Below are 19,023 nucleotides of genomic sequence, written 5' to 3' on the forward strand. Positions count from 1 at the left end.
CCCCTCTCTCGTGCAGCTCGTCGACGCGCGCTCAGCGGTCCAGTCCGGTGCGCTGCACCTGGGCGCCGCGGCCGCGCGTCTTGCGCGCCTTGGCCGCCTTAGTCTTGCCGGCAGCGACGGCGGCCGTGGCCGGCTTCGCCTGGCTCACGTCGGCGCGCATCCGGGTCGCCACCGTCTCCTGAGCGATGCCGCGGCCTTCCAGCTCCTCCGCCGTCGACGAGCGCCGCTCGGCGCTGTCGTACAGGCTCTTGCCGTCCTCGCGGGAGCGGTCCGCGATCGCGTCGCGCTGCTCGGCTTCCGCCTGTGCGCGGTCGCGTTCGGCCGGGTCGGGCTCGTACTCGGCCGCGGCGCGCGCCTCGTCCGCTCGACGGTCCTCCTGGTCCGCGAACGCCAGCAGGCGCAGCGCCTCAGCTTCCTCGGCCGCGGCCCGTGTGCGCTCGGCGTCGGCGGCCGCGCGGTCGCGTTCCGCGCGCTCGGCCTGTAGCCGGATGAGCTGGCGCACCTCGTCGGCGTCGGCGCCCGTGTCGCGGGTGTCGATCCCGTACCGATCGCGCAGCTCGGCGCTCATGCGCTGCTCGGCGCGGGCAAGCTCCTGGTCCTCGGACTGCCACGCGCGGGCCACCTGGTAGGTGTGCCCGATCTGCTCCGGGGTGGAGTTCTCCCACCACTCGGCCCGGTCGACGTGGGCGACCTCGGCGCGCGCTGCCTGCCGCTCTGCGTCGAGGCGCGATCGCAGTTCGCGGGCCTCCTGCTCGCTTGCCGCGGTGGCGCGGCGTAGGGCCTGCTCTCGCAGGTTCGCGATCGCCTGGCCGACCTGTGCGGCCGCGGTGACCGCAACTCGTACCTGGCCCTCGAACGCTTCGGCGATTCCGTCTGTCTCCTCGGCCATGATCGGCCCCCTCTCCTATCGCTCCGGGCCGCGGTCTGCGCCCGGTCCTGTCGTCTCTCGTGGTCGTGCCGGCTCGATGTGGTTCGGGACGGGAGAACCCGCCTCGGTGACCGGGAGGGCCTGCCCGGCGCGCAGCCGGTCGAGCATGGCCTGAGCTTCCGGGTCGAGCGTCGTCGTCCGCTCTGCGGTCGCGACTGCGCCAGCCGGCGCCGACGTCGGCAGCGCGTCCCTGACGCGCGTGAGACGGGCGCGGACGTCCTCAGCGAGGAGTCGAGCCTGTCGGGCCTGTCCCGCGGCTACGGAGGCCTCGTAGACGGCTTGCGTGAGCCGGAGGAGCTGGCGGATCATCGCGGCCTGTGCGACGGTTCCTTGTCCGCCGCGCATGGCGCTGGCCAGCAGCATCGCCGCCCCGGAGATAGCGACCGTGCCGGCCTTCTCTGGCCGCACGGTGCGCCCGTAGGTCTGCGCCGATCGCGACAACGCTTCGGACGCCGCGGCGAGGTCGCCGGGCGTCTCCTCGGTCGCGTTGGACCATGCGGCGAACGCACCCGCGGTCTGCCGTGCAACGGTCGCCCACGTGTCCCTGTCGTCGACCGGAACCGACCGCATCCGGTCGACGAGCTCGCGCAGCTCGTCGTTGCGGCGCGACCACAGCTCCGGGTCCGGTTCCTGTGCCTCGGCGCCGGGCGCGACGACCCGCCGGCCCCGCTTCGCCGCAGCCCATTCGGCGGCCGCGTCGGTGGCTCCGGTCGGGGTGTCGGGCCACCCGTCGCGCAGCCGCGGCAACGTCAGGTCGCGGCCCAGGTGACCACCGCCGTACCAGATAGGACGTTCGCCGGCTTCGGGTCGCTCGGCCACCGAGTAGCCGGTGATGACGTCCGTACGACCGTCCGCGAAGCGGGGCCGGACGAGGAGCCCGGCTCGACGCATCCGGCGCACGAACTCCGCCTCGTCGCCGGATGCCGTGGCGCAGCCGCGGACCTTCAACGCGAGGAGGTAGCGGGGCTGATCGGCGCGCATCTCGGACGCGATGCGGGCCTGGCGGTCGTTGCCGTCCAGCAGCTCCCATGCCGGCGTCGTCGACGGTTGGTCGGCGCGTGCGCGCTCGTACTTCGCTCGTGCTCGGCCGCGGGCCTGGGCCTCGCGCTCGGCGGGGTCGTAGCCGCGGGTCGAGCGATCGGCCTTCGACGACTCCAACTCCTCCAAGCCGTACTTCACTTCGAGGGCGCGGGCCGCGACCTGGGCGCGGTGGAAGTCGTTGTGAATCGACGCCTTCGTGCCGTCCTCGCGCACGAGGTTGACGGCGATGTGCACGTGGTCGTTGCCGTTGGTCGAGACACCGTGCCGTACGGCGACCCAACGGCACGGGGCCTTCGTTCCGTCGTTGTCGTCGAACTCCATCGCCTTGATGAAGTCGTCCGCGATCGCCTTCCACTGCTCGTCGGTGAGCTGGCCTTCGTCGGCGCGCAGCGACAGTGAGCAGTGCCACACGTGCCCGCCCTTGACCTCGACGCCGTAGGCCGTCCTCGGTCGGTCAAGGTGGCGCGCGATCGACAGCGCGGCATCCCGTCCCAACTCCGCGTCGTCGTGCCACGCGAGCAACGCCGGGTCGCCTGCGACAAGGTGCGGCTCAGTGTGCTCATTGGACCGTCCCGGACCCGTCAGGTACGTCAGCAGACCGGACATACGATCGCCGCGAACGACGTTCGGCATCATGACGCCGACAGCCTGTCAATCGCCTCGTCCAGCCGCTCCGCAACACGACGCACCGCTGCGAGAGTAGCCGGCAGCTCCGCGGGCAACTCCCCCGTCGCGTTCGTCGCCTTCGCCATCTGGTTCACGTTGTTGGAGATGGCCGCCAGCAGCCGATGGACGGTGAACATCTCCGCCATCGCCTGACGGCGCTCGGTCGGCGTCTCGGCACGCTCGGACGACAGCGCCGCCTCGACCATCAGTCGCGGCACCGTGACGTGCTGAGCGGCCGCAATCCGCGCTAGCTCGCCGCCCTCCTCCGGCGTCACGCCCACCTTGTGGAAGTGCAGCCGACCGCCCGTCGCGTTCGCGCGGCGACGTCGAGTGAACGCGCGAGCCTTCGGCGTCTGCTCATCCATCGGATCACCGCCTCTCCCGGCCCAGCGCAGCGACCCCGCACACTGCGGGGACCACACGTCCAGTGTGCCGCATCCGCGACCGCCTGTCGAGGATCAAGCCCAGTTAGGTAACCTAACTGTATAGCTTGCTCCGTCCTGGACTCCGATCAGATGCGCTCGCGTCGACAGACGAGAGTGCCCGCGGCTCCGCCGCGGCTGTCTCTTCCGATGCCGCAGGCATCGACGGGAGCCGAGCGGATTCGTACGATAGGAGCATGGCTACGACACTGACACCAGAGGAAGCAATCGAGCGCGCGAAGCGGCTCCAAGAGGATCGGATCAACGCTGTGCGCGCGGTCGCGGAAGCGCGACAGCGACTGGTCGATGTGCAGGAGGAGACGGCTCGCGAGCTGGCCGATCTGCAAGCGCGGATCGCGGAGCGCGTCGCGGACGCCGAGCGCGACGACGTGCGCGCCTACAACGCCGCGCAGAGCGCCGGGTGGAGCGCGGACGAGCTACGCAAGATCGGCCTGCCCGAGCCCGAGAAGAAGGCGCGTGTGAGACGGCGCGCAGCGCGCAAGCCGGCCGCGTCGCGGACGACGCCTGAGCCTGCCGAGACGTCGGCCGACGAGGGCACCGCGGCCGGCTGATTCGTTCTTCCCACAGGCCCCGCTACCGGCTCCCGGTGCGGGGCCTGTGGCGTTCCCCCGCGTTGCGGGGTTGCACTCCGCTCCGTGCGCGTCAAGGGCGCTTCGCGTCCCTACGGGAGAGCCCTGCGGGCTCCCCTTGACCCGCCCTCCACTGCGTGCAAGGCGGCAAGTGTTCCGCCGAAAGCAGGCAGCTCGGCGCAGGCGCCGAACTTCCCACTTTCGGACGGACACACACCAAAGGAGAGGACGTCACGATGAGTACTCCGGTTGCCTTCACGACGATCACGACCACGCTCCCGTCGAGGGACGAGGACCGGCCGCGACTGTTTCGCAACGTGGCCCAATCGGGATCGGCAGCTCGCGGACTACGGTCGAGCCGGCTACCACCTGGCGAACACGGTCACGGTCACCGGGGACGCCGACTGATGGCCGGCCAGCAGCAGAGCGCGACGGACGTCGAGGGCGTCGACGGCTACCTGGTGCCGGTCGACCCCGCCGAGGAGACGGGGTGCGACTCGTGCCAGTGAACGGCCCCCGCAAGCGACCCAAGATGCTCACACCCGGCGAGCTGGCCGCGCAGCTCGGCGTCGACGTGCGCGACCTCAAACGACTCCGAGACGAGGGCCGCGGCCCTGCCTACATCACCCTCACGCCGCGCACGATCCGCTACCTCAGCTCCGAGGTCGCGGACTGGCTCAGCGACGACACGGCCGACTAGGGCGTGTCTCTTAAAGCCTTGAGCCAGATGGTGATGGCGCGTAGGACGACGCCGCCGCGATAGGTCAGGGCGAGTTTGTCGTAGCGGGTGGCCAAGGCGCGCCATTGCTTGAAGATGTTGAATCCGCGCTCGACGACGTTGCGGCGCTTGTAGGCCTCGGTGTCGTAGGTGACCGGGCGACCACCCTTGGCGCCGCGGCGCTTGCGGTTGGCGATCTGATCATCGCGTTCGGGGATGACGGCCTGGATGCCGCGCCGGCGCAACAGCTTGCGGTTGGCCCGGGAAGAGTAAGCCTTGTCACCCAGCGCCCGGTCGGGCCTGGTGCGTGGCCGGCCCCCACCCAGGCGCGGTACCCGCAGGGCGTTCATCACGTGCTCGAACATCGGGGAGTCCCCGCCCTGCCCGGGCCCGAGCAGCATCACCAGCGGCCGCATGTTCCCGTCGCACAGGTGGTGGATCTTCGTCGACAGGCCGCCGCGGGAGCGGCCGATGGCGTGATCAGGCGGCTCGATGCGCAGATTCGTGTAATTCGTCAGGTCCCCCTGTGTCCCGGGGCAGGTTGGTGGCGTGCTGATGGGCGCGGTTGATCGTGGAGTCCACCGAGACTTCCCAGTCGATCAGCCCGGCGGCGTCGGCATGGGCCAGCAGGACGCTGTGGATCTTGTCCCACGTCCCATCACCGCTGAAGCGGCGGTGCCGCTTCCACACCGTCTGCCACGGCCCGAAGCACCCGGGTAAGTCCCGCCACGCGATCCCGGTCCGGTAGCGATAGATGATGCCCTCCACCACGGTGCGATGATCGGCGAACGGCCGACCACGACGCCCCTGCGAGGACGGCATCAACGGAGCAATCAGCTCCCACTGCGCATCAGTCAGCAACTCCGTTCGAGACACACACCGAGCGTTCCAGCGACCAGCCCAAACCTTTGGGAGACACGCCCTAGGACGCGGCGGCAGGCTGGCTCTCATCGTGCTTCGCGAGAGCCCGTGCAACGGAGGACTTGCCGACGCCGAGGAGGCGCCCAATCTCCTCGTAGCTGTAGCCCTGCTCGCGGAGGTCGGCCGCGGCCGCCGTGCGTTCCGGTGTCATCACCGAGGGTCGGCCTCCCACGCGTCCCTCGGCGCGTGCATGGGCCAGGCCCCGCACGGTGTTCTCCCGGATCGTGTCGACGCGGAGCTGGGCGAACACGGCGACGATCCCGAACAGGGCACGGCCCATCGGGGTCGTCGTGTCGATATCCGGCTCGGTGAGGCTCTTGATGTTCACGCCCCGCTCGTGCAGGTCGGTGATCGTCTCGATGGCCATCTTCTCGCTGCCGGCGAGACGGTCGAGCCGGCGCACCATGAGCGTGTCGCCGGGGCGCAGGTAGTCCAGGCACGCGAGCCACTGCGGCCGGTCCTTGACGCGGCTGGACTCGCCGTGGTCGACGAACACGCGGCCGGCGCCGGCCGCGCGCAGCTCGGCCTCCTGAGCTGCCGGGTTCTGGTCATGACGAGACACCCGTGCATAGCCGACGACGTTGCTCATCGGCCCTCCCCGAGGTCGTTGCCGTACCGAGCGCCCGGCGTGTAGGGCGCACTCCCCCGGCCCTGGATGCCGCCGGCAGGCGGCGTGCTCCGTGTCGCGTCCGTGGCGGCCTGCGGGTAGCTCGCGCGCAGCGCCGAGCGGCCGCGTGTCGGGTCGTCGAGCCCGCCCGTCTGCCCCTGCCGGCGGTCGACGGTGATCGCGTCGAACACAGGCACGAGCGACCGCGGATCGGGAGCGTACGAGTACAGGTCCGGCCCGCTGAGCGCCGATCCCTGGTTCCACACTTCCGGCGTGACGCGGGCGTAGTCGAACGCGAAGCGGCTCTGCTCCGCGACGTGCTGCATGAACAGCTTCGACGTGCGCCCGTTGCCCTCCCGGAACGGGTGGGCCTGGTTCACGTAGGCGAACACCGTCGAGCTGTGAGCGATGAAGTCGCCTCGGTCGAGGCGGCGCCAGTCGGTCGAGGAGACGAGCTGGTGCACGTCCGACAGGTAGCGGTCGACCTCGCCCGTCTTGACGTCACCGAAGCCTCGGCCGACGCCCTTCGACATGTTGACCGTGCGGTACTCCCCCGCCCAGGCGTAGACGTCCTGGAACAGGTGGCGGTGGATCGCTCGTAGGTGGGAGCCGTCGTAGGTCTTGGCGATCGCCACGGCGCCACCCTCGATCTGTTGCGCGCGCACGTTCGTTCGCACGTACTCTCGTCGTGCCAGCTCGGCGGGATGCCGCTCGTCGAGAAGGTTGCGCAGCGTGCCGTTGCCGGTCAGCGGGTCGATCGTCTCCGGGTAGAAATACGACTCCCAGGTGTCGAACCGATCCACCACGTCAGCGTGCGGCGACGGCGCCGACCGTGCGCAGCGCGGTCGCGTCGGCTCGACGGATGTACTCGTCGAAATCAATCGCACCGCGCGCGTAGTCGGTCAGGTTCTCCACGTCCTCGCGGGTGGGGTTGAAGCCCTCGTGCCAGCCGGCGGCGAGGGACTGACGGACGGAGTTGCGCTGCACGTCGTCGAGCTGCACGAACAGCTCGGGCCAACGGTCCTCGACGTCGAACGTCTGCATGGTGGGCTCCCCTCTCGCGGGCTCTCGATCTATTCTACCGTGTATCCCGAAAACGGTCTAGATGCGGTTTCGGTCTGAACGGGTTTCGGGTCTGGGTTTCGGGACGGGAATCGTCGGCGTGTCGACGTCGGCGCCGGGCTCGGCCGAGGCGTCCCGGAAACGATCGTTTGTGGCAGGCGATGCTCACACCGATCAGTGGGTCGCAGCGCGCGATATGGTCAGGGCATGAACTGGTTGAAGCGATGGTGGCGCGGGGAGAAGCCGGAACCGGCCGTGGAGCCATCGCCTCGCTCATACTCACTGGGAGAAGTGTTCACACCCGGGCAGCCCGCGGATAAGGGGTTTGTCAGCCGTCCCGTGGAAGAGCAGGACCTGCGGAACTTGCTTGACGAACGTGGAACCCAGATCTTGGTGTGGGGTGAGTCAGGCGCCGGCAAAAGCTCACTCGTGGCGAACGTGCTGAAGAACGAGGGGCAGCCGTCAATCACGACCCGATGCGAAGCGACAACCACGTACGAGCAAGTCTTGTCCTCCGCCTTCGACCGTATGAACGCAATGGTGCGAACCGGTCGCAGCAATCAAGACACGCGACAGCTGAGCGGGGGTGCGGAGTTCGGGGGACCTGTATCGCCGGCGTCCTTCCATGCTGACGCTTCGTGGGAGGCGGGTCAGACCGAGGACTTCGAGAGAGTTGTGCCCGCACAACTGACTTCGGAGGCGCTTGCCGTGCGCCTCGGATCTAAGGGTCTCGTCTGGGTGATCGAGGACTTCCATAAAGTTTCTCCCGAAACCAGGAATCGTCTCGCAGACGCTATGAAGGTGTTCAGCGACGAATCTCTAAACTACCCGCGGCTGCGGATGATTGTGCTCGGCGTAGCGGAAACAGCTGGAGAGATCTTGAGAGCTCCGTCCAATATGGGCGGCCGCTTGGCTGATATTCCTATTCCGCCGCTCGGAGACGATGACCTCGGTCAGCTGCTCGACAAGGGCAAGGACCTACTAAATGTTGATCTCGGTGCAGTGCGTAATCGAATCATCAAGCATTCGGTGGGAGTGGCGAGTGTCACGCATGCCTTGGCGCGCGAATGCTGCACGGCCCTTGGTGTGCGAGAGACGAGCCCGAATCCGATGTACGTGACTGCGGAGGCGCTGGAGACCGCCAAGACCGCGTACTCGCGGACGCGCGGTGGCACCATGCGGGAAGACTTTGATGCGGCTCTAGAGGTCACTCAAACCCGAAAGTATCACAACTACGCGATTATCCTTCGAGCGATCGCTGCCCTGCCGGAGCGGGGAGCGACGCACGCCCAGATCCTCGCAAAGATTCGGGAGGGTCTGCCCGATTATCCTCCCGGCAATCTCACGACTTACCTCCGAAAGCTCCAGACCGAGGAACGCAGAGCACTTATTAGAAAGACATCCGAAGGGCTGTTCCGCTATAACCGTCCGCTTCAGCATGCCTATGCGATTCTGCGTTTCAAGCTCCCCATGAACGCGGAAGAAGAGTTCTGGGCCAGAGATCTAACCGTGACCACTGAGGAACAAGACTTGTCTGTTCGGCTTGCAACCGAAGAGAACCTCGAGGCTTCGAACGACGACGACGAGCGGTAGTCATCGCTCGGGGGCTGGCAACTACTGGTTTCGTCATGCCGTCCGTCACCCTGCGCCCACAACCTGACGGTCGAGGAGGTCACGAGTCTGAACTAGCTGTACATCTAGACAGCGCTCCGCCGCCGGTGGACGGCACAATCACCGCATCTCTCCGGGCGGCGGGCGTGTGCGGAGTCTCAGTGGCTTCGCGGCCCCTAGTCTGATGAGGTGTCCGCCGAGGTGATCCATTCGCACCCTTCCGACGTTGCTGCGGCGCGGAAAGCTCGCGGTGCGTTCTTCACGCCAGAGGGCATCACCCGCCACATTGCCGAGTGGGCGATCCGCTCCGCTGAAGATCGTGTGCTTGAGCCGAGTACCGGCGAGGCCGCCTTCCTCATCTCCGCTGTTGAGCGCCTGACTGACCTCGGCAATGAGTCGCCGCGCGTGAACGGCGTCGAGATTCATTCACCAAGCGCGGAGGCAGCTCGCGCGCTGATCGGCGCTGCTGGGGGCACCGCCGATATCACCGTCAGCGACTTCTTCATGGTCGAGGCGTCGGCGACGTTCGATGCAATCATCGGCAACCCTCCGTTCATTCGCTACCAGGACTGGACGGGTGCGCAGCGAGACCGAGCACGGTTCGCCGCGCTGCAGCAGGGGGTGGGGCTGACTGGCCTGTCATCGAGCTGGGCTGCGTTCGTGGCGCACTCGGCTGGATTCCTCAAGCCTGGAGGACGCCTGGGCCTCGTGCTGCCGGCGGAACTGCTGAGTGTGAACTACGCCGCCCCGGTTCGCCGTTTCCTGCTGGAAAACTTCGCGACCGTGGAGCTCGTGGTCTTTGACGAGCAAGTATTTCCCGACGCCGAAGCCGATACCGTGCTGGTAAAGGCTGATGGCTGGCAACAGGTCCCCGCTGGCAGCGCCGTCCTGCGACAAGCCCGCAACGCATCGACGCTCGAGGCTTTGGAGACGGGGACGGCGTGGGCGCCTATCGACACGACTGAGCGCTGGACCGCCCTGGCCCTCTCTCCGGTGACGGTGGCCGCAATGGCGCGGCTCTCGGACGTCGAGGCTTTCGTTCCGTTGGAGACATACGGTGACACGTCACTGGGCGCGGTCACGGGCGGGAATCGGTATTTCACTTTGTCTCCCACCCGCGTGCGCGAGCTCGGTATACCCCAACGAGATTTGCTGCGCATCAGTCCTCCCGGTAGCTCTCACCTGCGTGGGCTCGCGCTCACTAAGAGCGCCATGACCCGGCTCGGCCAGGACGGGCAGGCCACCTGGCTTCTGTACCCAAGTGTGAAACCGGCGGCCTCGACGCTCCGATACATCGAGGAGGGCCACCGCACCGGCGCCGACCAGGCATACAAGTGTCGGGTGCGTAAGCCGTGGTGGCGGGTGCCGGTGCTAAAAGCCCCTGATCTGTTCCTGACGTACATGAACGCCGACACGGCCCGTCTCACGACGAACACTGTTGCTGCCCGTCACCTCAACAGCGTCCACGGTGTCTACCTCACCGAGGACCACCGGGAGCTCGCACGAGACGTCCTGCCGATCGGGTCGCTGAACTCGATGACGTTGCTGTCTGCTGAGCTTGTCGGTCGCTCCTACGGCGGGGGTATCCTCAAGATCGAACCTCGCGAGGCTGACCGTTGGTGGATGCCCTCGCCGGCTCTCCTCGCACAGCATCGCGAGGCGCTAGCCGCGTTGCAGCCGCGTGTGCAGCGAATGCTTCAGAGCCGCAATCTGCCGGGGGCGGTGGAGTTGGTCGATGCTGTGCTTCTCAACGATGTGCTGTCGGCTGGGGAGCTCTCCGCTATTGCTGGGGATCACCGTGCATTGACTACTCGTCGGACCGTTCGTGGACGAAGTGGTGGCAGGGGAGCAGCGTGATGGTTACCAAGCCGGACTCCTTTACCCCATTCGATGAAGCACTCGCGGCAGCGGGTCTCAGCGATCCCTGGGTGCACGGGCGCGACGAAGCCGCGGCGTACCAGCCCGATTACGGGCTTCTGGAGCAGCTGTTGACCATCCCGATTGCTGCGAACAAGGGGTGGGCGACCGGTGCACTGGCGAACGGTGTGGACTCGTGGCTTGCGCATGAGCTCAGACGCTCCGGTTTCACACCGGACGAAGTGTGGCCACGCGCCACGCGTCCCCGCATCCTTCCGCGCGATGTTGCGCTTCTATTGGAAAAGTTGCCGCGTGACCTATCCAATGAGGTGCGCGCGAAAGTCATCGCGATGCCTGCCATCGCACCCACAGACGCGAAGATCCTCGGCCGTGCTTACGAGAAACAGGTCGACGTCGCGATCGCCAGATGGGACCGCGGACCTGAACTGCTGCTATCGACGAAGACGCAGGTCTCCTCCTTCGGCAAGAACCTCTCCAACCGGTTCGAAGAAGCCTACGGCGATGCCGGCAACCTCCGCAGCCGATACCCGCTTGCCGCGGTCGGGTTCTTCTTCGTCCAGCGTTCGACCATCCTCACCCAGGAACCCGATGCCTACGAGCGCACCGTCGACATGATGCGTAAGCTCCGCGACCTCGGCGGAGCCAACGGCTACACCGCCACCGGGCTCGCTCTCGTCAGTTGGTCCGAGGAGGACTCGACAGTCAAAGTGGAGCTTGATCGAGTCCCGGAAGATGTGCGTCCGGAACAGTTCATGACGCGCATGATCGAGCAGGTGCTGGCTGCAACCTCGGTTTCTCAGCATGTCGACGTGCGCAGCCTCATCGAGCGTCGCGAACTGGCGGTAACCGAAGAGGACGAGACGACCGACCTGCCGTAACAAACGCAGGGCGGTCAGGATTAGATCGACCTGCCCTAAAGCAAGACGGCCGATGCGGTCGCGGAAACGATCGTCACCAGCCAGATAGCCGGCGCTAGAGTTCGACCGTTCAGATACCTAGAGAGGTTGACTATGCCAAACGCCGATAAGGGGCTCTTCGGACATCCGGTGGGGGGGTCATGGGGTGAGTCCGCCGGCGGTGAGGAGCATGCGGAGGCGGTAGTTCTCGCGGTTGCGATAGCCGCGGGCGAGGCGGCGGTGGAGCTCGATGATCCCGTTGATCGCCTCGGTGCCGCCGTTGTTCGCGCGGCTCGTGGTGAAGTACGCCAGGAACGCTGAACGCCAGCGGCGGAGGGTGCGGCCGAGGCGGGCGATCTCGGGGATCGGGCAGGTGTGGAACGTGTCGACCACCCTCTCGGCGATCCGCCGCCCCTCGGTCAGGTCCTTCGCGTGGTAGGCAGAGCGCAGCTGCTGTGCGCACTGCCACGCGACGAACACCTCGTCGTGCGCAGGATCGGCCTCGATTGCCGCGGTCAGCCGGATCCGCTGCTTGTCGGTGAGGTTCTCGGCCCCGGCACGGAGGATGGTCTGAATCCCGTAGAGCGGGTCGCCCTTCCGACCGCGATGCCCGAGGGTGTCTTGCTGGACGCGGCGGCGGACCTCGTCGACGGCGGCGGTGCCGAGCTTGACGACATGGAACGCGTCCAGCACAGCGACCGCGTCTTCGAGCGTGTCATCGATCGCAGTCTTGTAGCCCGCGAACGGGTCCAGCGCCGCCACCTTCACGTTCTTTCGGAACGCTTCGCCCCGCTCGCTGAGCCAGGACGCGTATGCCTTCCCCGATCTGCCCGGCACGAGGTCGAGCAGCCTGGCCCGCGTCTTCCCGGTGCTGTCGCGGCTGAGGTCGACCATGCCGGTCAGTTCCTTCGGGCCCCGCTTGCGGTGGTCGACGTGATGCCAGATGTGCTCGTCGACGCCGAGCGTGGTCACGTTCTCGAACCGGGACTCGTCGGCTGCCAACCGCACCAGTTCAGGCTCAACAGCCCGCCACACCGTCTTCCACGATGTCCCGAGCTGACGACGTAGTCCTTCGATCGTGGCGTGCTCGCGGCGCAGCTGCCCGATCGCCCAGTCGACGGCTCGCCTTGTGAGCGACCCGCGCCGAGCGACCAGCGAGGGAAGCTGCTCCACGAACGTCTTCTTGGCACAGCCCACGTCGCCGCATCGCCAGACCCGTTGCCGCCAGACGATCCGCACCCGCGTCACGCCCGGCACGTCATGCAACACTCGACGGCGGCGCCCTCGACCGATCGCCACGACCCCGCACAACGGGCACCCGGTCGGCGCCGCCGGTGTCGAAACGGTGACGATCAGCAGCCCGTCGCGGCGGTCAACGTGCTCGACATGGACGCCGTCGAGACCGACCAGCAGATCGCAGCGGTAACACGGATCAGCGGCAGAGCGCGCGTCAGCGCACCCCGAAGTAGGGTGAAGCACGTCGAGGTCCTCGTGATGGATCAGCAGTTGGCGCTACTGATCCTCGGGGACCTCGACCCCTACCCGCCGACCATCACCCGGCGAGCCTCACCCCCACCGCATGTCCGACCTGGATCGTGTCAGTTTAGTGCCCCACGCCCGGCCGGAGTGCGGCGATGATGTCGGCGGCTTCCCCCGTTGGCGGGGTGGTCGCGGTGAGTTCGTGTCCGTCGATGGTGATCGTGACGTCACGCAGCGGGCGCAGCGCGCGGACGATACGGCGGACCGTCACGCCGGTGGTCTTGTAGAGGTGCCGGCTGATCGCGAGAGCGCAGAACACGACGGTGAGGTGCGCGTGGATCGAGTCCGCGGTCGACGCGAACATCGGCCTCGCCCGCAGGTCGGTCTTTGCCATCCGGAACGTCGCCTCGACCTGGAACAGGTCATGGTAGGCCGCCACGATCTCTGCAGCGGAAGCCGTCGCGGTGCTGAGGTTGGTGACGTACCCCTTGAGGCCGATGTATTCGCGGGCCTTCTCGACTCTTGCCCAGTTCACGCCGGGCTTGGTGCCGAGGGTGACGAACCGGTCCTTCTTCGCCGGGCGGGTGCCGGCAGCGATCTGCTCGGCGCGTTCGATCTGCTTGTTCAACGTGATGTTGTCGCGGATCTTCCGCTTGTGGGAGTACTGCCACACCACTCGCCGCTCCCGCGCGTTCACACCCGCACCCATGGTTCGGGTGGTCTCGACCGTCTCCCCATCGGTGACGATGTTCCCGACGGTCGCGTAGTGCTCGGCGAGATCGTATGGCGCGGAGGAGGTGCGGGAGCCGACGATGAAACCGAACCCGGCGTCCTCCAGCCGGTTCAGGTTCGCTGCGGACAGCATGCCGGCGTCCGCGACGACCACGACCTCGGTCGCGGAGTGACGTTCGCGGAACTGGTCGAGGACGGGCAGCAGGGTGAGAGTCTCGCCCCTGTTGCCCGCGAACTCGTGGACTTCGAGGGGGAACCCGCCCTGGTCCACGAGGAGGCCGACGAGGATCTGCGGGTCGACGCGGCGCTCTTTGCTCATCCCGACCTTGCGGAGCTTGTCTTCACGCTCCGCCTCGAAGTAGAGGGTGGTGACGTCGTAGAGCACGACGGTGAGCGGGCCAGATCGGGTCGCATGCGCGTAGGCTGCGGCGGCGATCTTCGACCGCCAGTCCTGCTCAACGCTGCGGGCGAGGGTCCGCCACACGGTCGACAGCGACGGCGCACCCGGGACACCGAGCTCGTCCCACACCCGCAGCGTGTCCGCCTTGCTGGTCGGCTCGACGACGCGGGCCAGGACCAGCTTCTTGAATGTGTCGTTGCCGACCGCGTCGAACCCGAGACGGGCGTAGGCGTCCTCGAGGACATCCCACAACAACCTGGACCTCGACCCGGTCACCGTCGGCGCGGTCGTGGCCGGCGGCGTCGCGCCCAGCCCGTCCAGATCGAACGGGACATGCCCGGCCAGCTCCGCGATCCGCTCCCGCGCGATCGCGACCAGCACCGCGAGCTGCTCATCGTCGTGCGCGGAGCCGAGGTGCTCCACGATCGTCCGCACACCACGGGTCTTCGACGCGATCTGCACCGCCGTCGCACCCGACGCGGTGCGCACCTTCCGCACGAACCACCCCACCGAGCGAGTCTAGATCGACGCCGTTAGTGCCCCGCACGAGGCACCAACACCCCCGGAAAATCAAGCCTCAACGATCCTCAACCCGCGAAATCACCCGACGGTGACACGATCCAGGAGCGCTGACGACTCGACGGGAAAAGTTAACTCTTTTTTGGAACCTTGTTCACTTTGGCGGCATAGCTTTCCCGCATGAACAAAAAAATGAACCTACGGGTACTGACACTGAACATTTGGCTCGCCCCCCGCGATCAGCAAAAGCGCGACGCGCTCCTACTTAAAGGCCTCGAAGAGCACGACGCCGACATTGTCTTCCTGCAGGAAATCCTCCGCACCCCGGAGCGCGATGTCTTCCAGCTCGTAAAGGAAAACTCGAGCCTCCACTGGCACCACGCATCCGACTTCGCTGCCCACGCATCCGACTTCGCTGACTTCGAGTGGCCCCTCTGGGGAACCGCCGTTGGTACGCGCTGGGAACCCAAGAGCATTACCACCCACAAGCTTCCCGCAGACGACGGACCCTATGTATGGGAAGCCGTGCTGTCACTGCCCATCGGCGTGGACATGCTCTTCCTCGGCCCGCGCCCGAGCTTCAAGTTCAGCGACGAGGCCGCTCGTGTGGAGCAGGCGCTGTTCGTCACTGAACTTGAAGAAAAGCGCCGTCAAGAGGCCCCCACGATTATTGCGGGCGACTTTGACGCCGCTCCCGACCAGGACTGCATGCGGTTCTACACCGGCAAATCAGCCATCAACGGCCGCAGCGCCGCCTTCCGCGACACCTGGGCAATTGCCGGAGACGGTGGCCCCGGCTACACCTGGACCACCGATAGCCCGTGGGTCGCCCGAAGCGTGACCGACGGTCAGGGACTTGTTCCGAACTACGTGGTGCAGGAACCCCACCACCGCCGCATCGATTATGTACTCGCCGGCCAGCCGGAAAACCACCTCACGGTCGAGAGTGTCATCATCTCGAGCAAGGTTGTGTTCAACGAGTATCCGACGGCAAGCGACCACTACGGAGTCCTCGCCGAGATTGAACTGAACGCGCTGGACAAGCCGACGGCCGTGACCGGACGGTGGTGAGTCTGCGCGAGTGACGCGAGATTGAACTGAACGCGCTGGACAAGCCGACGGCCTGGGCATAATTCGAACCAAAAGCTACGGCCCGGGTCCTCTCTCCTCCAGGAGGGCCCGGGCCGTGTTGTTGAACTATCAAATGATCAGTCGCGGAACATTTCCTCAGCCTGCGCAGCCCGCGCCGCTCCCTTGAGGGTGCGCTCGGGGTCGACCGCGACGACGTCGTGGCCGACTACGCCGCCACCGCCGAGAACCTGCGCGGCGAGTGGTCAGACGCGATGACCGCCGTCTTCGAACAGCGCGGCATCGAACTGACCGCGGGAATGGTCGAACTCATCACCGAGAGCCCCGCCGAGGTGCTCGAGGCGCTGCTCGAGCGCATCGACCGCGAGCACGGGTCGATCAGCGCCTACCTCCTCGCCCACGGACTCACCCCCACCGAGCTCGAGCGTCTCACCGCCGTGATCATCGACCCCGCCGCCACCGCGGTCTGATCGGAAGGAACACACACCATGTCGCACATCGCGAGCCAGCATCCCGCTCCCGAGCACTTCATCCTGCATGTCTCTGACACCCACTTCGTGGGCGACGGCGACCTGCTGCACGAGCGCATCGACAGTGACAAGAACCTCGCAGAGCTGTTCGACGGCTTCACCAAGGCCAACGCCCGCCCCGAAGCGATCGTGTTCACCGGCGACCTCGCCGACACCGGCCGCCCCGACGCCTACGAGCGCCTGCGGGCCATCGTCGAGCCCGCCGCCGAGAAGCTCGGTGCCCAGGTGATCTGGGTGATGGGCAATCACGACGAGCGCGTCGCGTTCCGCCGCGGCCTGCTCGACGAGGAGGCCGACCAGTCCGAGCCCGTCGACCGCGTCTACGACGTCAACGGTCTGCGCATCATCGCGCTCGACTCGACGGTGCCCGGGCAGCACCACGGCGAGATCAGCGACGAGCAGTTGGCGTGGCTGCGCCGCGAGCTCGAAGTCCCCGCGCCCGACGGCACCCTCATCGCGCTGCACCACCCGCCCGTGCCGAGCCCGATCGGGCTCGTCGCCCTGATCGAGCTGCGCGACCAGGAGCGCCTCGCCGAGGTCATCCGGGGCACCGACGTGCGCGGCATCCTGGGCGGTCACCTGCACTACTCGACCACCAGCACGTTCGCGGGCGTGCCCGTGTCGGTCGCGTCGGCGACCTGCTACACGCAGGACCTCGCCGTCGCCTACCCCGGTGCCCGCGGCCAGGACGGCGGCCAGTCCTACAACCTCGTGCACGTCTACGGCGACCGGGTGCTGCACTCCGTCGTGCCGATCGGGCAGTTCCCGACCGTCTACGAGATGACTCCCGAGATGCTCGAGGCGTTCATGAACATGACCCCCGACGAGCAGCTCGCCGCCGTCAACGCGGCCGCCGTCAACGCGTCGGCGGGAGAGTAGTCAGCCCGTGAACAATAATGTCTCGTATCTACATCTCCTCGAACGGAGCAGTTCATGACGGATTCCACGCTCGGCGCAGTCTCTGCGACCGCGATCACGAACACCAGGGTCTTCGACGGACACAGTCTGAGCGCCCCCACGACGGTCGTCATCCAGCCCGACGGGCGCATCGGTGACGTATCAGCGGATGCGGTCGTCGTCGGTGCCGCTGTCGTCAACGCGGAAGGTACGGTGCTCCTTCCTGGCCTGATCGACTGTCACATGCACCTGAAGGGGCGCGAGTCCCTCGAGACGCTCGCCACGTACGGTGTCACCACCGGCCTGGACATGGCGACATGGCCCGCATCACAGTTCCAGTCGTTGCGGGGACTGAGGGGAGTCGCTGACTTCCGCACCGCCGGCATGGCGGCGACATCTCAGGGCAGCACGCACAGCCGCATTCCGACCTATCCGGACGTCGCGCTGGTCGATTCCCCCGACAAGGCGGAGCGGTTCGTAGAGGTGCAGGTGGCAGACGGGGTGGATTACATCAAGATCATCGCCGATCTGCCCGGTCCCACCCAGGACGTGCTCGATGCACTCGTGGCTGCTGCGCACGCGCGGGGGCTCAAGGTCATCGCGCACGCAGCCCTGTACGAAGCTGTGCGTATGAGCCTCGCTGCGGGGGCCGACATGATCACCCATGCTCCACTCGACCGCGCGCTCGACGATGCGACGGCTGAGACGATGCTCGCCCAGGGCACGGTGTTCATCCCGACCTTGACGATGATGAAAGGCATCGCCGCGAATCTCACCGCAGCGGGCGTTCCCGGTGTGAGCTATGCACACGCCCACGAGAGCACGCGCGCGATGCATGCCGCGGGCGTTCCGGTCCTGGCCGGCACCGACGCCGGCACCGACGCCTACGTCGAGTCCCTCACACGGGCATCGCCGCCATACGGCGAGAGCACGCGCGCGATGCATGCCGCGGGCGTTCCGGTCCTGGCCGGCACCGACGCCTACATCGAGTCCCTCACACGGGCATTGCCGCCATACGGCGAGAGCATGCACGACGAACTCGCTCTGCTCGTGGACGCCGGCCTGTCAACAGCCGAAGCGCTGCGCGCTGCCACCTCGACGGCCGCGCACGCGTTCTCACTCGACGATCGGGGGGCGATCACCCCCGGATTGCGAGCCGACCTCGTGCTGGTGGACGGCGATCCGCTCACCGACATCGCTGCCGCGCGTCGCGTTCTGCGTGTGTGGTGCGGCGGCATCGAGGTGTGAGGGCGTCCTCTCGACCGCGGTGTCACTCCACGGCGGTGTTCGCGCCGTGGTGCCACGCGAGCACCCGGTTCTCGACGACGATGAGCAGCAGGTTGAACACGTACCCGAAGATCCCGATGAGCACGATGCCCGACCACATGTCCGTGATCGCGAACGACCTCTGCGACTGAAGAACGAAGACGCCGATCCCGTTGCCTCCCGCCATCATCTCGCTCACGACGACCATGATGAGCGCGAGCGAAAGACTCGTGCGCATTCCGGCAAAGATCTGCGGAGCTGCCGCGGGAAGTGCGACCTGCAACTCGTAGCGGAACCAGTGGATGCCGTACACCCGGGCGGTCTCGCGCAGTCCGGGGTCCATTCCTCTGATTGCAGCTTCGGTATTGAGGAGCACGGGCCAGAGGCAGATGAAGGTGATCAGAATCACCTTCGCGGTGTCGTCGAGGCCCAGCACGATGATGACGAGGGGAATCAACGCGACCGCAGGGATCGCGCGCAGGAACTCGAGCACGGGTGCGAACATCGCCTGGAGGCGGTGCGCCTGACCGAGAACGAACCCCACGACCACGCCGATGACCACAGCGCCGATGAACCCGATCATCATCCTGGAAAGACTCGGCAAGACGTCGCTCGCCATCCGCGCGAAGAGCCAGTTCTCCTGGAAAGCGACTAGGGCGTGTCTCTTAAAGCCTTGAGCCAGATGGTGATGGCGCGTAGGACGACGCCGCCGCGATAGGTCAGGGCGAGTTTGTCGTAGCGGGTGGCCAAGGCGCGCCATTGCTTGAAGAT

20 protein-coding genes are annotated in these 19,023 nt (G+C 66.9%); 10 read left to right on the forward strand and 10 right to left on the reverse strand.

Annotated elements, in window-relative coordinates:
* Positions 1-31: 31 nt before the first annotated feature.
* Genes MicroSTF_RS19080 through MicroSTF_RS19090 form a run of 3 tightly spaced genes read right to left on the reverse strand, consistent with a single transcriptional unit; the run spans position 32 to position 3,000 of the window.
* Complete coding sequence (locus MicroSTF_RS19080; RefSeq protein ID WP_045246235.1) at positions 32-889, reverse strand: hypothetical protein; 858 nt, start codon at positions 887-889, stop codon at positions 32-34.
* 15 nt (positions 890-904) lie between these two features.
* Positions 905-2,605 (reverse strand): relaxase/mobilization nuclease domain-containing protein, encoded by a 1,701-nt coding sequence (locus MicroSTF_RS19085; RefSeq protein ID WP_045246237.1) that lies wholly within the window; start codon positions 2,603-2,605, stop codon positions 905-907.
* Positions 2,602-3,000, reverse strand: a complete 399-nt coding sequence (locus tag MicroSTF_RS19090) for a MobC family plasmid mobilization relaxosome protein (RefSeq protein WP_045246238.1) — start codon at positions 2,998-3,000, stop codon at positions 2,602-2,604. The genes MicroSTF_RS19085 and MicroSTF_RS19090 overlap by 4 nt, the downstream gene beginning before the upstream one ends.
* A 254-nt stretch (positions 3,001-3,254) precedes the next feature.
* On the opposite strand from MicroSTF_RS19090, the gene MicroSTF_RS19095 reads away from it, so the two are divergent.
* The 3 genes from MicroSTF_RS19095 to MicroSTF_RS19105 all read left to right on the forward strand — a co-directional run bounded on the left by MicroSTF_RS19095 (position 3,255) and on the right by MicroSTF_RS19105 (position 4,347).
* A complete protein-coding gene (locus tag MicroSTF_RS19095) occupies positions 3,255-3,629 on the forward strand; it encodes a hypothetical protein (RefSeq protein ID WP_045246239.1) in 375 nt (124 codons plus the stop codon).
* 425 nt (positions 3,630-4,054) lie between these two features.
* Positions 4,055-4,156 carry a hypothetical protein gene (locus tag MicroSTF_RS19100; RefSeq protein ID WP_048809416.1) on the forward strand — a complete coding sequence of 34 codons (102 nt, stop codon included), beginning with the start codon at positions 4,055-4,057 and terminating at the stop codon, positions 4,154-4,156.
* Positions 4,138-4,347: a helix-turn-helix transcriptional regulator gene (locus tag MicroSTF_RS19105; RefSeq protein ID WP_048809417.1), complete on the forward strand. Its 210-nt coding sequence runs from the start codon at positions 4,138-4,140 to the stop codon at positions 4,345-4,347. Before MicroSTF_RS19100 ends, MicroSTF_RS19105 begins: the two co-directional genes overlap by 19 nt.
* Here the strand turns inward: MicroSTF_RS19105 and MicroSTF_RS19110 are convergent.
* The 4 genes from MicroSTF_RS19110 to MicroSTF_RS19125 form a co-directional block, all read right to left on the reverse strand.
* Positions 4,344-5,187, reverse strand: a protein-coding gene (locus MicroSTF_RS19110) for an IS5 family transposase (protein WP_241186004.1) whose coding sequence is annotated in 2 segments (ribosomal slippage) — positions 4,344-4,880 and positions 4,882-5,187 — 843 coding nt in all. Because the reading frame shifts where the segments join, the coding sequence is not laid out codon by codon here. The genes MicroSTF_RS19105 and MicroSTF_RS19110 overlap by 4 nt on opposite strands.
* 100 nt (positions 5,188-5,287) lie before the next feature.
* Positions 5,288-5,875, reverse strand: a complete 588-nt coding sequence (locus tag MicroSTF_RS19115; RefSeq protein ID WP_045246242.1) for a recombinase family protein — start codon at positions 5,873-5,875, stop codon at positions 5,288-5,290.
* Entirely contained in the window at positions 5,872-6,696 is an 825-nt protein-coding gene (locus tag MicroSTF_RS19120; RefSeq protein WP_045246259.1) for a Fic/DOC family protein, read from the reverse strand. The genes MicroSTF_RS19115 and MicroSTF_RS19120 overlap by 4 nt, the downstream gene beginning before the upstream one ends.
* Before the next feature lie 4 nt (positions 6,697-6,700).
* A complete protein-coding gene (locus tag MicroSTF_RS19125) occupies positions 6,701-6,937 on the reverse strand; it encodes an antitoxin VbhA family protein (RefSeq protein ID WP_045246244.1) in 237 nt (78 codons plus the stop codon).
* A 225-nt stretch (positions 6,938-7,162) separates the two neighbouring features.
* Here MicroSTF_RS19125 and MicroSTF_RS19130 point away from each other — a divergent pair, with 225 nt between their 5' ends.
* From MicroSTF_RS19130 to MicroSTF_RS19140, 3 genes are all read left to right on the forward strand, one after another.
* The gene (locus MicroSTF_RS19130) at positions 7,163-8,548 is read left to right on the forward strand and encodes an ATP-binding protein (RefSeq protein WP_048809508.1); all 1,386 of its coding nucleotides are present in this window, start codon (positions 7,163-7,165) and stop codon (positions 8,546-8,548) included.
* 207 nt (positions 8,549-8,755) lie between these two features.
* Complete coding sequence (locus MicroSTF_RS19135) at positions 8,756-10,423, forward strand: HsdM family class I SAM-dependent methyltransferase (protein WP_045245716.1); 1,668 nt, start codon at positions 8,756-8,758, stop codon at positions 10,421-10,423.
* Positions 10,423-11,322, forward strand: a complete 900-nt coding sequence (locus tag MicroSTF_RS19140; protein ID WP_045245717.1) for a hypothetical protein — start codon at positions 10,423-10,425, stop codon at positions 11,320-11,322. Before MicroSTF_RS19135 ends, MicroSTF_RS19140 begins: the two co-directional genes overlap by 1 nt.
* A gap of 177 nt (positions 11,323-11,499) precedes the next feature.
* Here MicroSTF_RS19140 and MicroSTF_RS19145 read toward each other — a convergent pair whose 3' ends face one another.
* Positions 11,500-12,753 (reverse strand): ISL3 family transposase, encoded by a 1,254-nt coding sequence (locus tag MicroSTF_RS19145; RefSeq protein WP_045245681.1) that lies wholly within the window; start codon positions 12,751-12,753, stop codon positions 11,500-11,502.
* 190 nt (positions 12,754-12,943) lie between these two features.
* Complete coding sequence (locus MicroSTF_RS19150) at positions 12,944-14,461, reverse strand: IS1634 family transposase (protein WP_076689818.1); 1,518 nt, start codon at positions 14,459-14,461, stop codon at positions 12,944-12,946.
* Between the two features lie 189 nt (positions 14,462-14,650).
* On the opposite strand from MicroSTF_RS19150, the gene MicroSTF_RS19155 reads away from it, so the two are divergent.
* From MicroSTF_RS19155 to MicroSTF_RS19170, 4 genes are all read left to right on the forward strand, one after another.
* The gene (locus MicroSTF_RS19155; RefSeq protein WP_322957821.1) at positions 14,651-15,541 is read left to right on the forward strand and encodes an endonuclease/exonuclease/phosphatase family protein; all 891 of its coding nucleotides are present in this window, start codon (positions 14,651-14,653) and stop codon (positions 15,539-15,541) included.
* 161 nt (positions 15,542-15,702) lie between these two features.
* Complete coding sequence (locus MicroSTF_RS19160) at positions 15,703-16,029, forward strand: tyrosine-protein phosphatase (protein WP_416338507.1); 327 nt, start codon at positions 15,703-15,705, stop codon at positions 16,027-16,029.
* Between the two features lie 18 nt (positions 16,030-16,047).
* Complete coding sequence (locus MicroSTF_RS19165) at positions 16,048-16,968, forward strand: phosphodiesterase (protein ID WP_140955816.1); 921 nt, start codon at positions 16,048-16,050, stop codon at positions 16,966-16,968.
* 54 nt (positions 16,969-17,022) lie between these two features.
* Complete coding sequence (locus tag MicroSTF_RS19170) at positions 17,023-18,234, forward strand: amidohydrolase family protein (protein ID WP_322957823.1); 1,212 nt, start codon at positions 17,023-17,025, stop codon at positions 18,232-18,234.
* Positions 18,235-18,256: 22 nt separating this feature from the next.
* On the opposite strand, the gene MicroSTF_RS19175 is transcribed toward MicroSTF_RS19170, so the two are convergent.
* Positions 18,257-18,838, reverse strand: coding sequence for an ABC transporter permease (locus tag MicroSTF_RS19175; protein ID WP_005052801.1), 582 nt, complete (start codon positions 18,836-18,838; stop codon positions 18,257-18,259).
* Positions 18,839-19,023: the final 185 nt, after the last annotated feature.

The organism is Microbacterium sp. STF-2 (assembly GCF_034650155.1).
In the GTDB taxonomy this organism is placed as follows: domain Bacteria; phylum Actinomycetota; class Actinomycetes; order Actinomycetales; family Microbacteriaceae; genus Microbacterium; species Microbacterium maritypicum_A.

What these genes read in the sequence shown, in the direction of transcription:
- MicroSTF_RS19080 (WP_045246235.1), bottom strand. Translation starts at nt 889, where the DNA reads ATGGCCGAGGAGACAGACGGAATCGCCGAAGCGTTCGAGGGCCAGGTA.
- MicroSTF_RS19085 (WP_045246237.1), bottom strand. Translation starts at nt 2,605, where the DNA reads ATGATGCCGAACGTCGTTCGCGGCGATCGTATGTCCGGTCTGCTGACG.
- MicroSTF_RS19090 (WP_045246238.1), bottom strand. Translation starts at nt 3,000, where the DNA reads ATGGATGAGCAGACGCCGAAGGCTCGCGCGTTCACTCGACGTCGCCGC.
- MicroSTF_RS19095 (WP_045246239.1), top strand. Translation starts at nt 3,255, where the DNA reads ATGGCTACGACACTGACACCAGAGGAAGCAATCGAGCGCGCGAAGCGG.
- MicroSTF_RS19100 (WP_048809416.1), top strand. Translation starts at nt 4,055, where the DNA reads ATGGCCGGCCAGCAGCAGAGCGCGACGGACGTCGAGGGCGTCGACGGC.
- MicroSTF_RS19115 (WP_045246242.1), bottom strand. Translation starts at nt 5,875, where the DNA reads ATGAGCAACGTCGTCGGCTATGCACGGGTGTCTCGTCATGACCAGAAC.
- MicroSTF_RS19125 (WP_045246244.1), bottom strand. Translation starts at nt 6,937, where the DNA reads ATGCAGACGTTCGACGTCGAGGACCGTTGGCCCGAGCTGTTCGTGCAG.
- MicroSTF_RS19130 (WP_048809508.1), top strand. Translation starts at nt 7,163, where the DNA reads ATGAACTGGTTGAAGCGATGGTGGCGCGGGGAGAAGCCGGAACCGGCC.
- MicroSTF_RS19140 (WP_045245717.1), top strand. Translation starts at nt 10,423, where the DNA reads ATGGTTACCAAGCCGGACTCCTTTACCCCATTCGATGAAGCACTCGCG.
- MicroSTF_RS19155 (WP_322957821.1), top strand. Translation starts at nt 14,651, where the DNA reads ATGAACAAAAAAATGAACCTACGGGTACTGACACTGAACATTTGGCTC.
- MicroSTF_RS19165 (WP_140955816.1), top strand. Translation starts at nt 16,048, where the DNA reads ATGTCGCACATCGCGAGCCAGCATCCCGCTCCCGAGCACTTCATCCTG.
- MicroSTF_RS19170 (WP_322957823.1), top strand. Translation starts at nt 17,023, where the DNA reads ATGACGGATTCCACGCTCGGCGCAGTCTCTGCGACCGCGATCACGAAC.
- MicroSTF_RS19175 (WP_005052801.1), bottom strand. Translation starts at nt 18,838, where the DNA reads ATGATGATCGGGTTCATCGGCGCTGTGGTCATCGGCGTGGTCGTGGGG.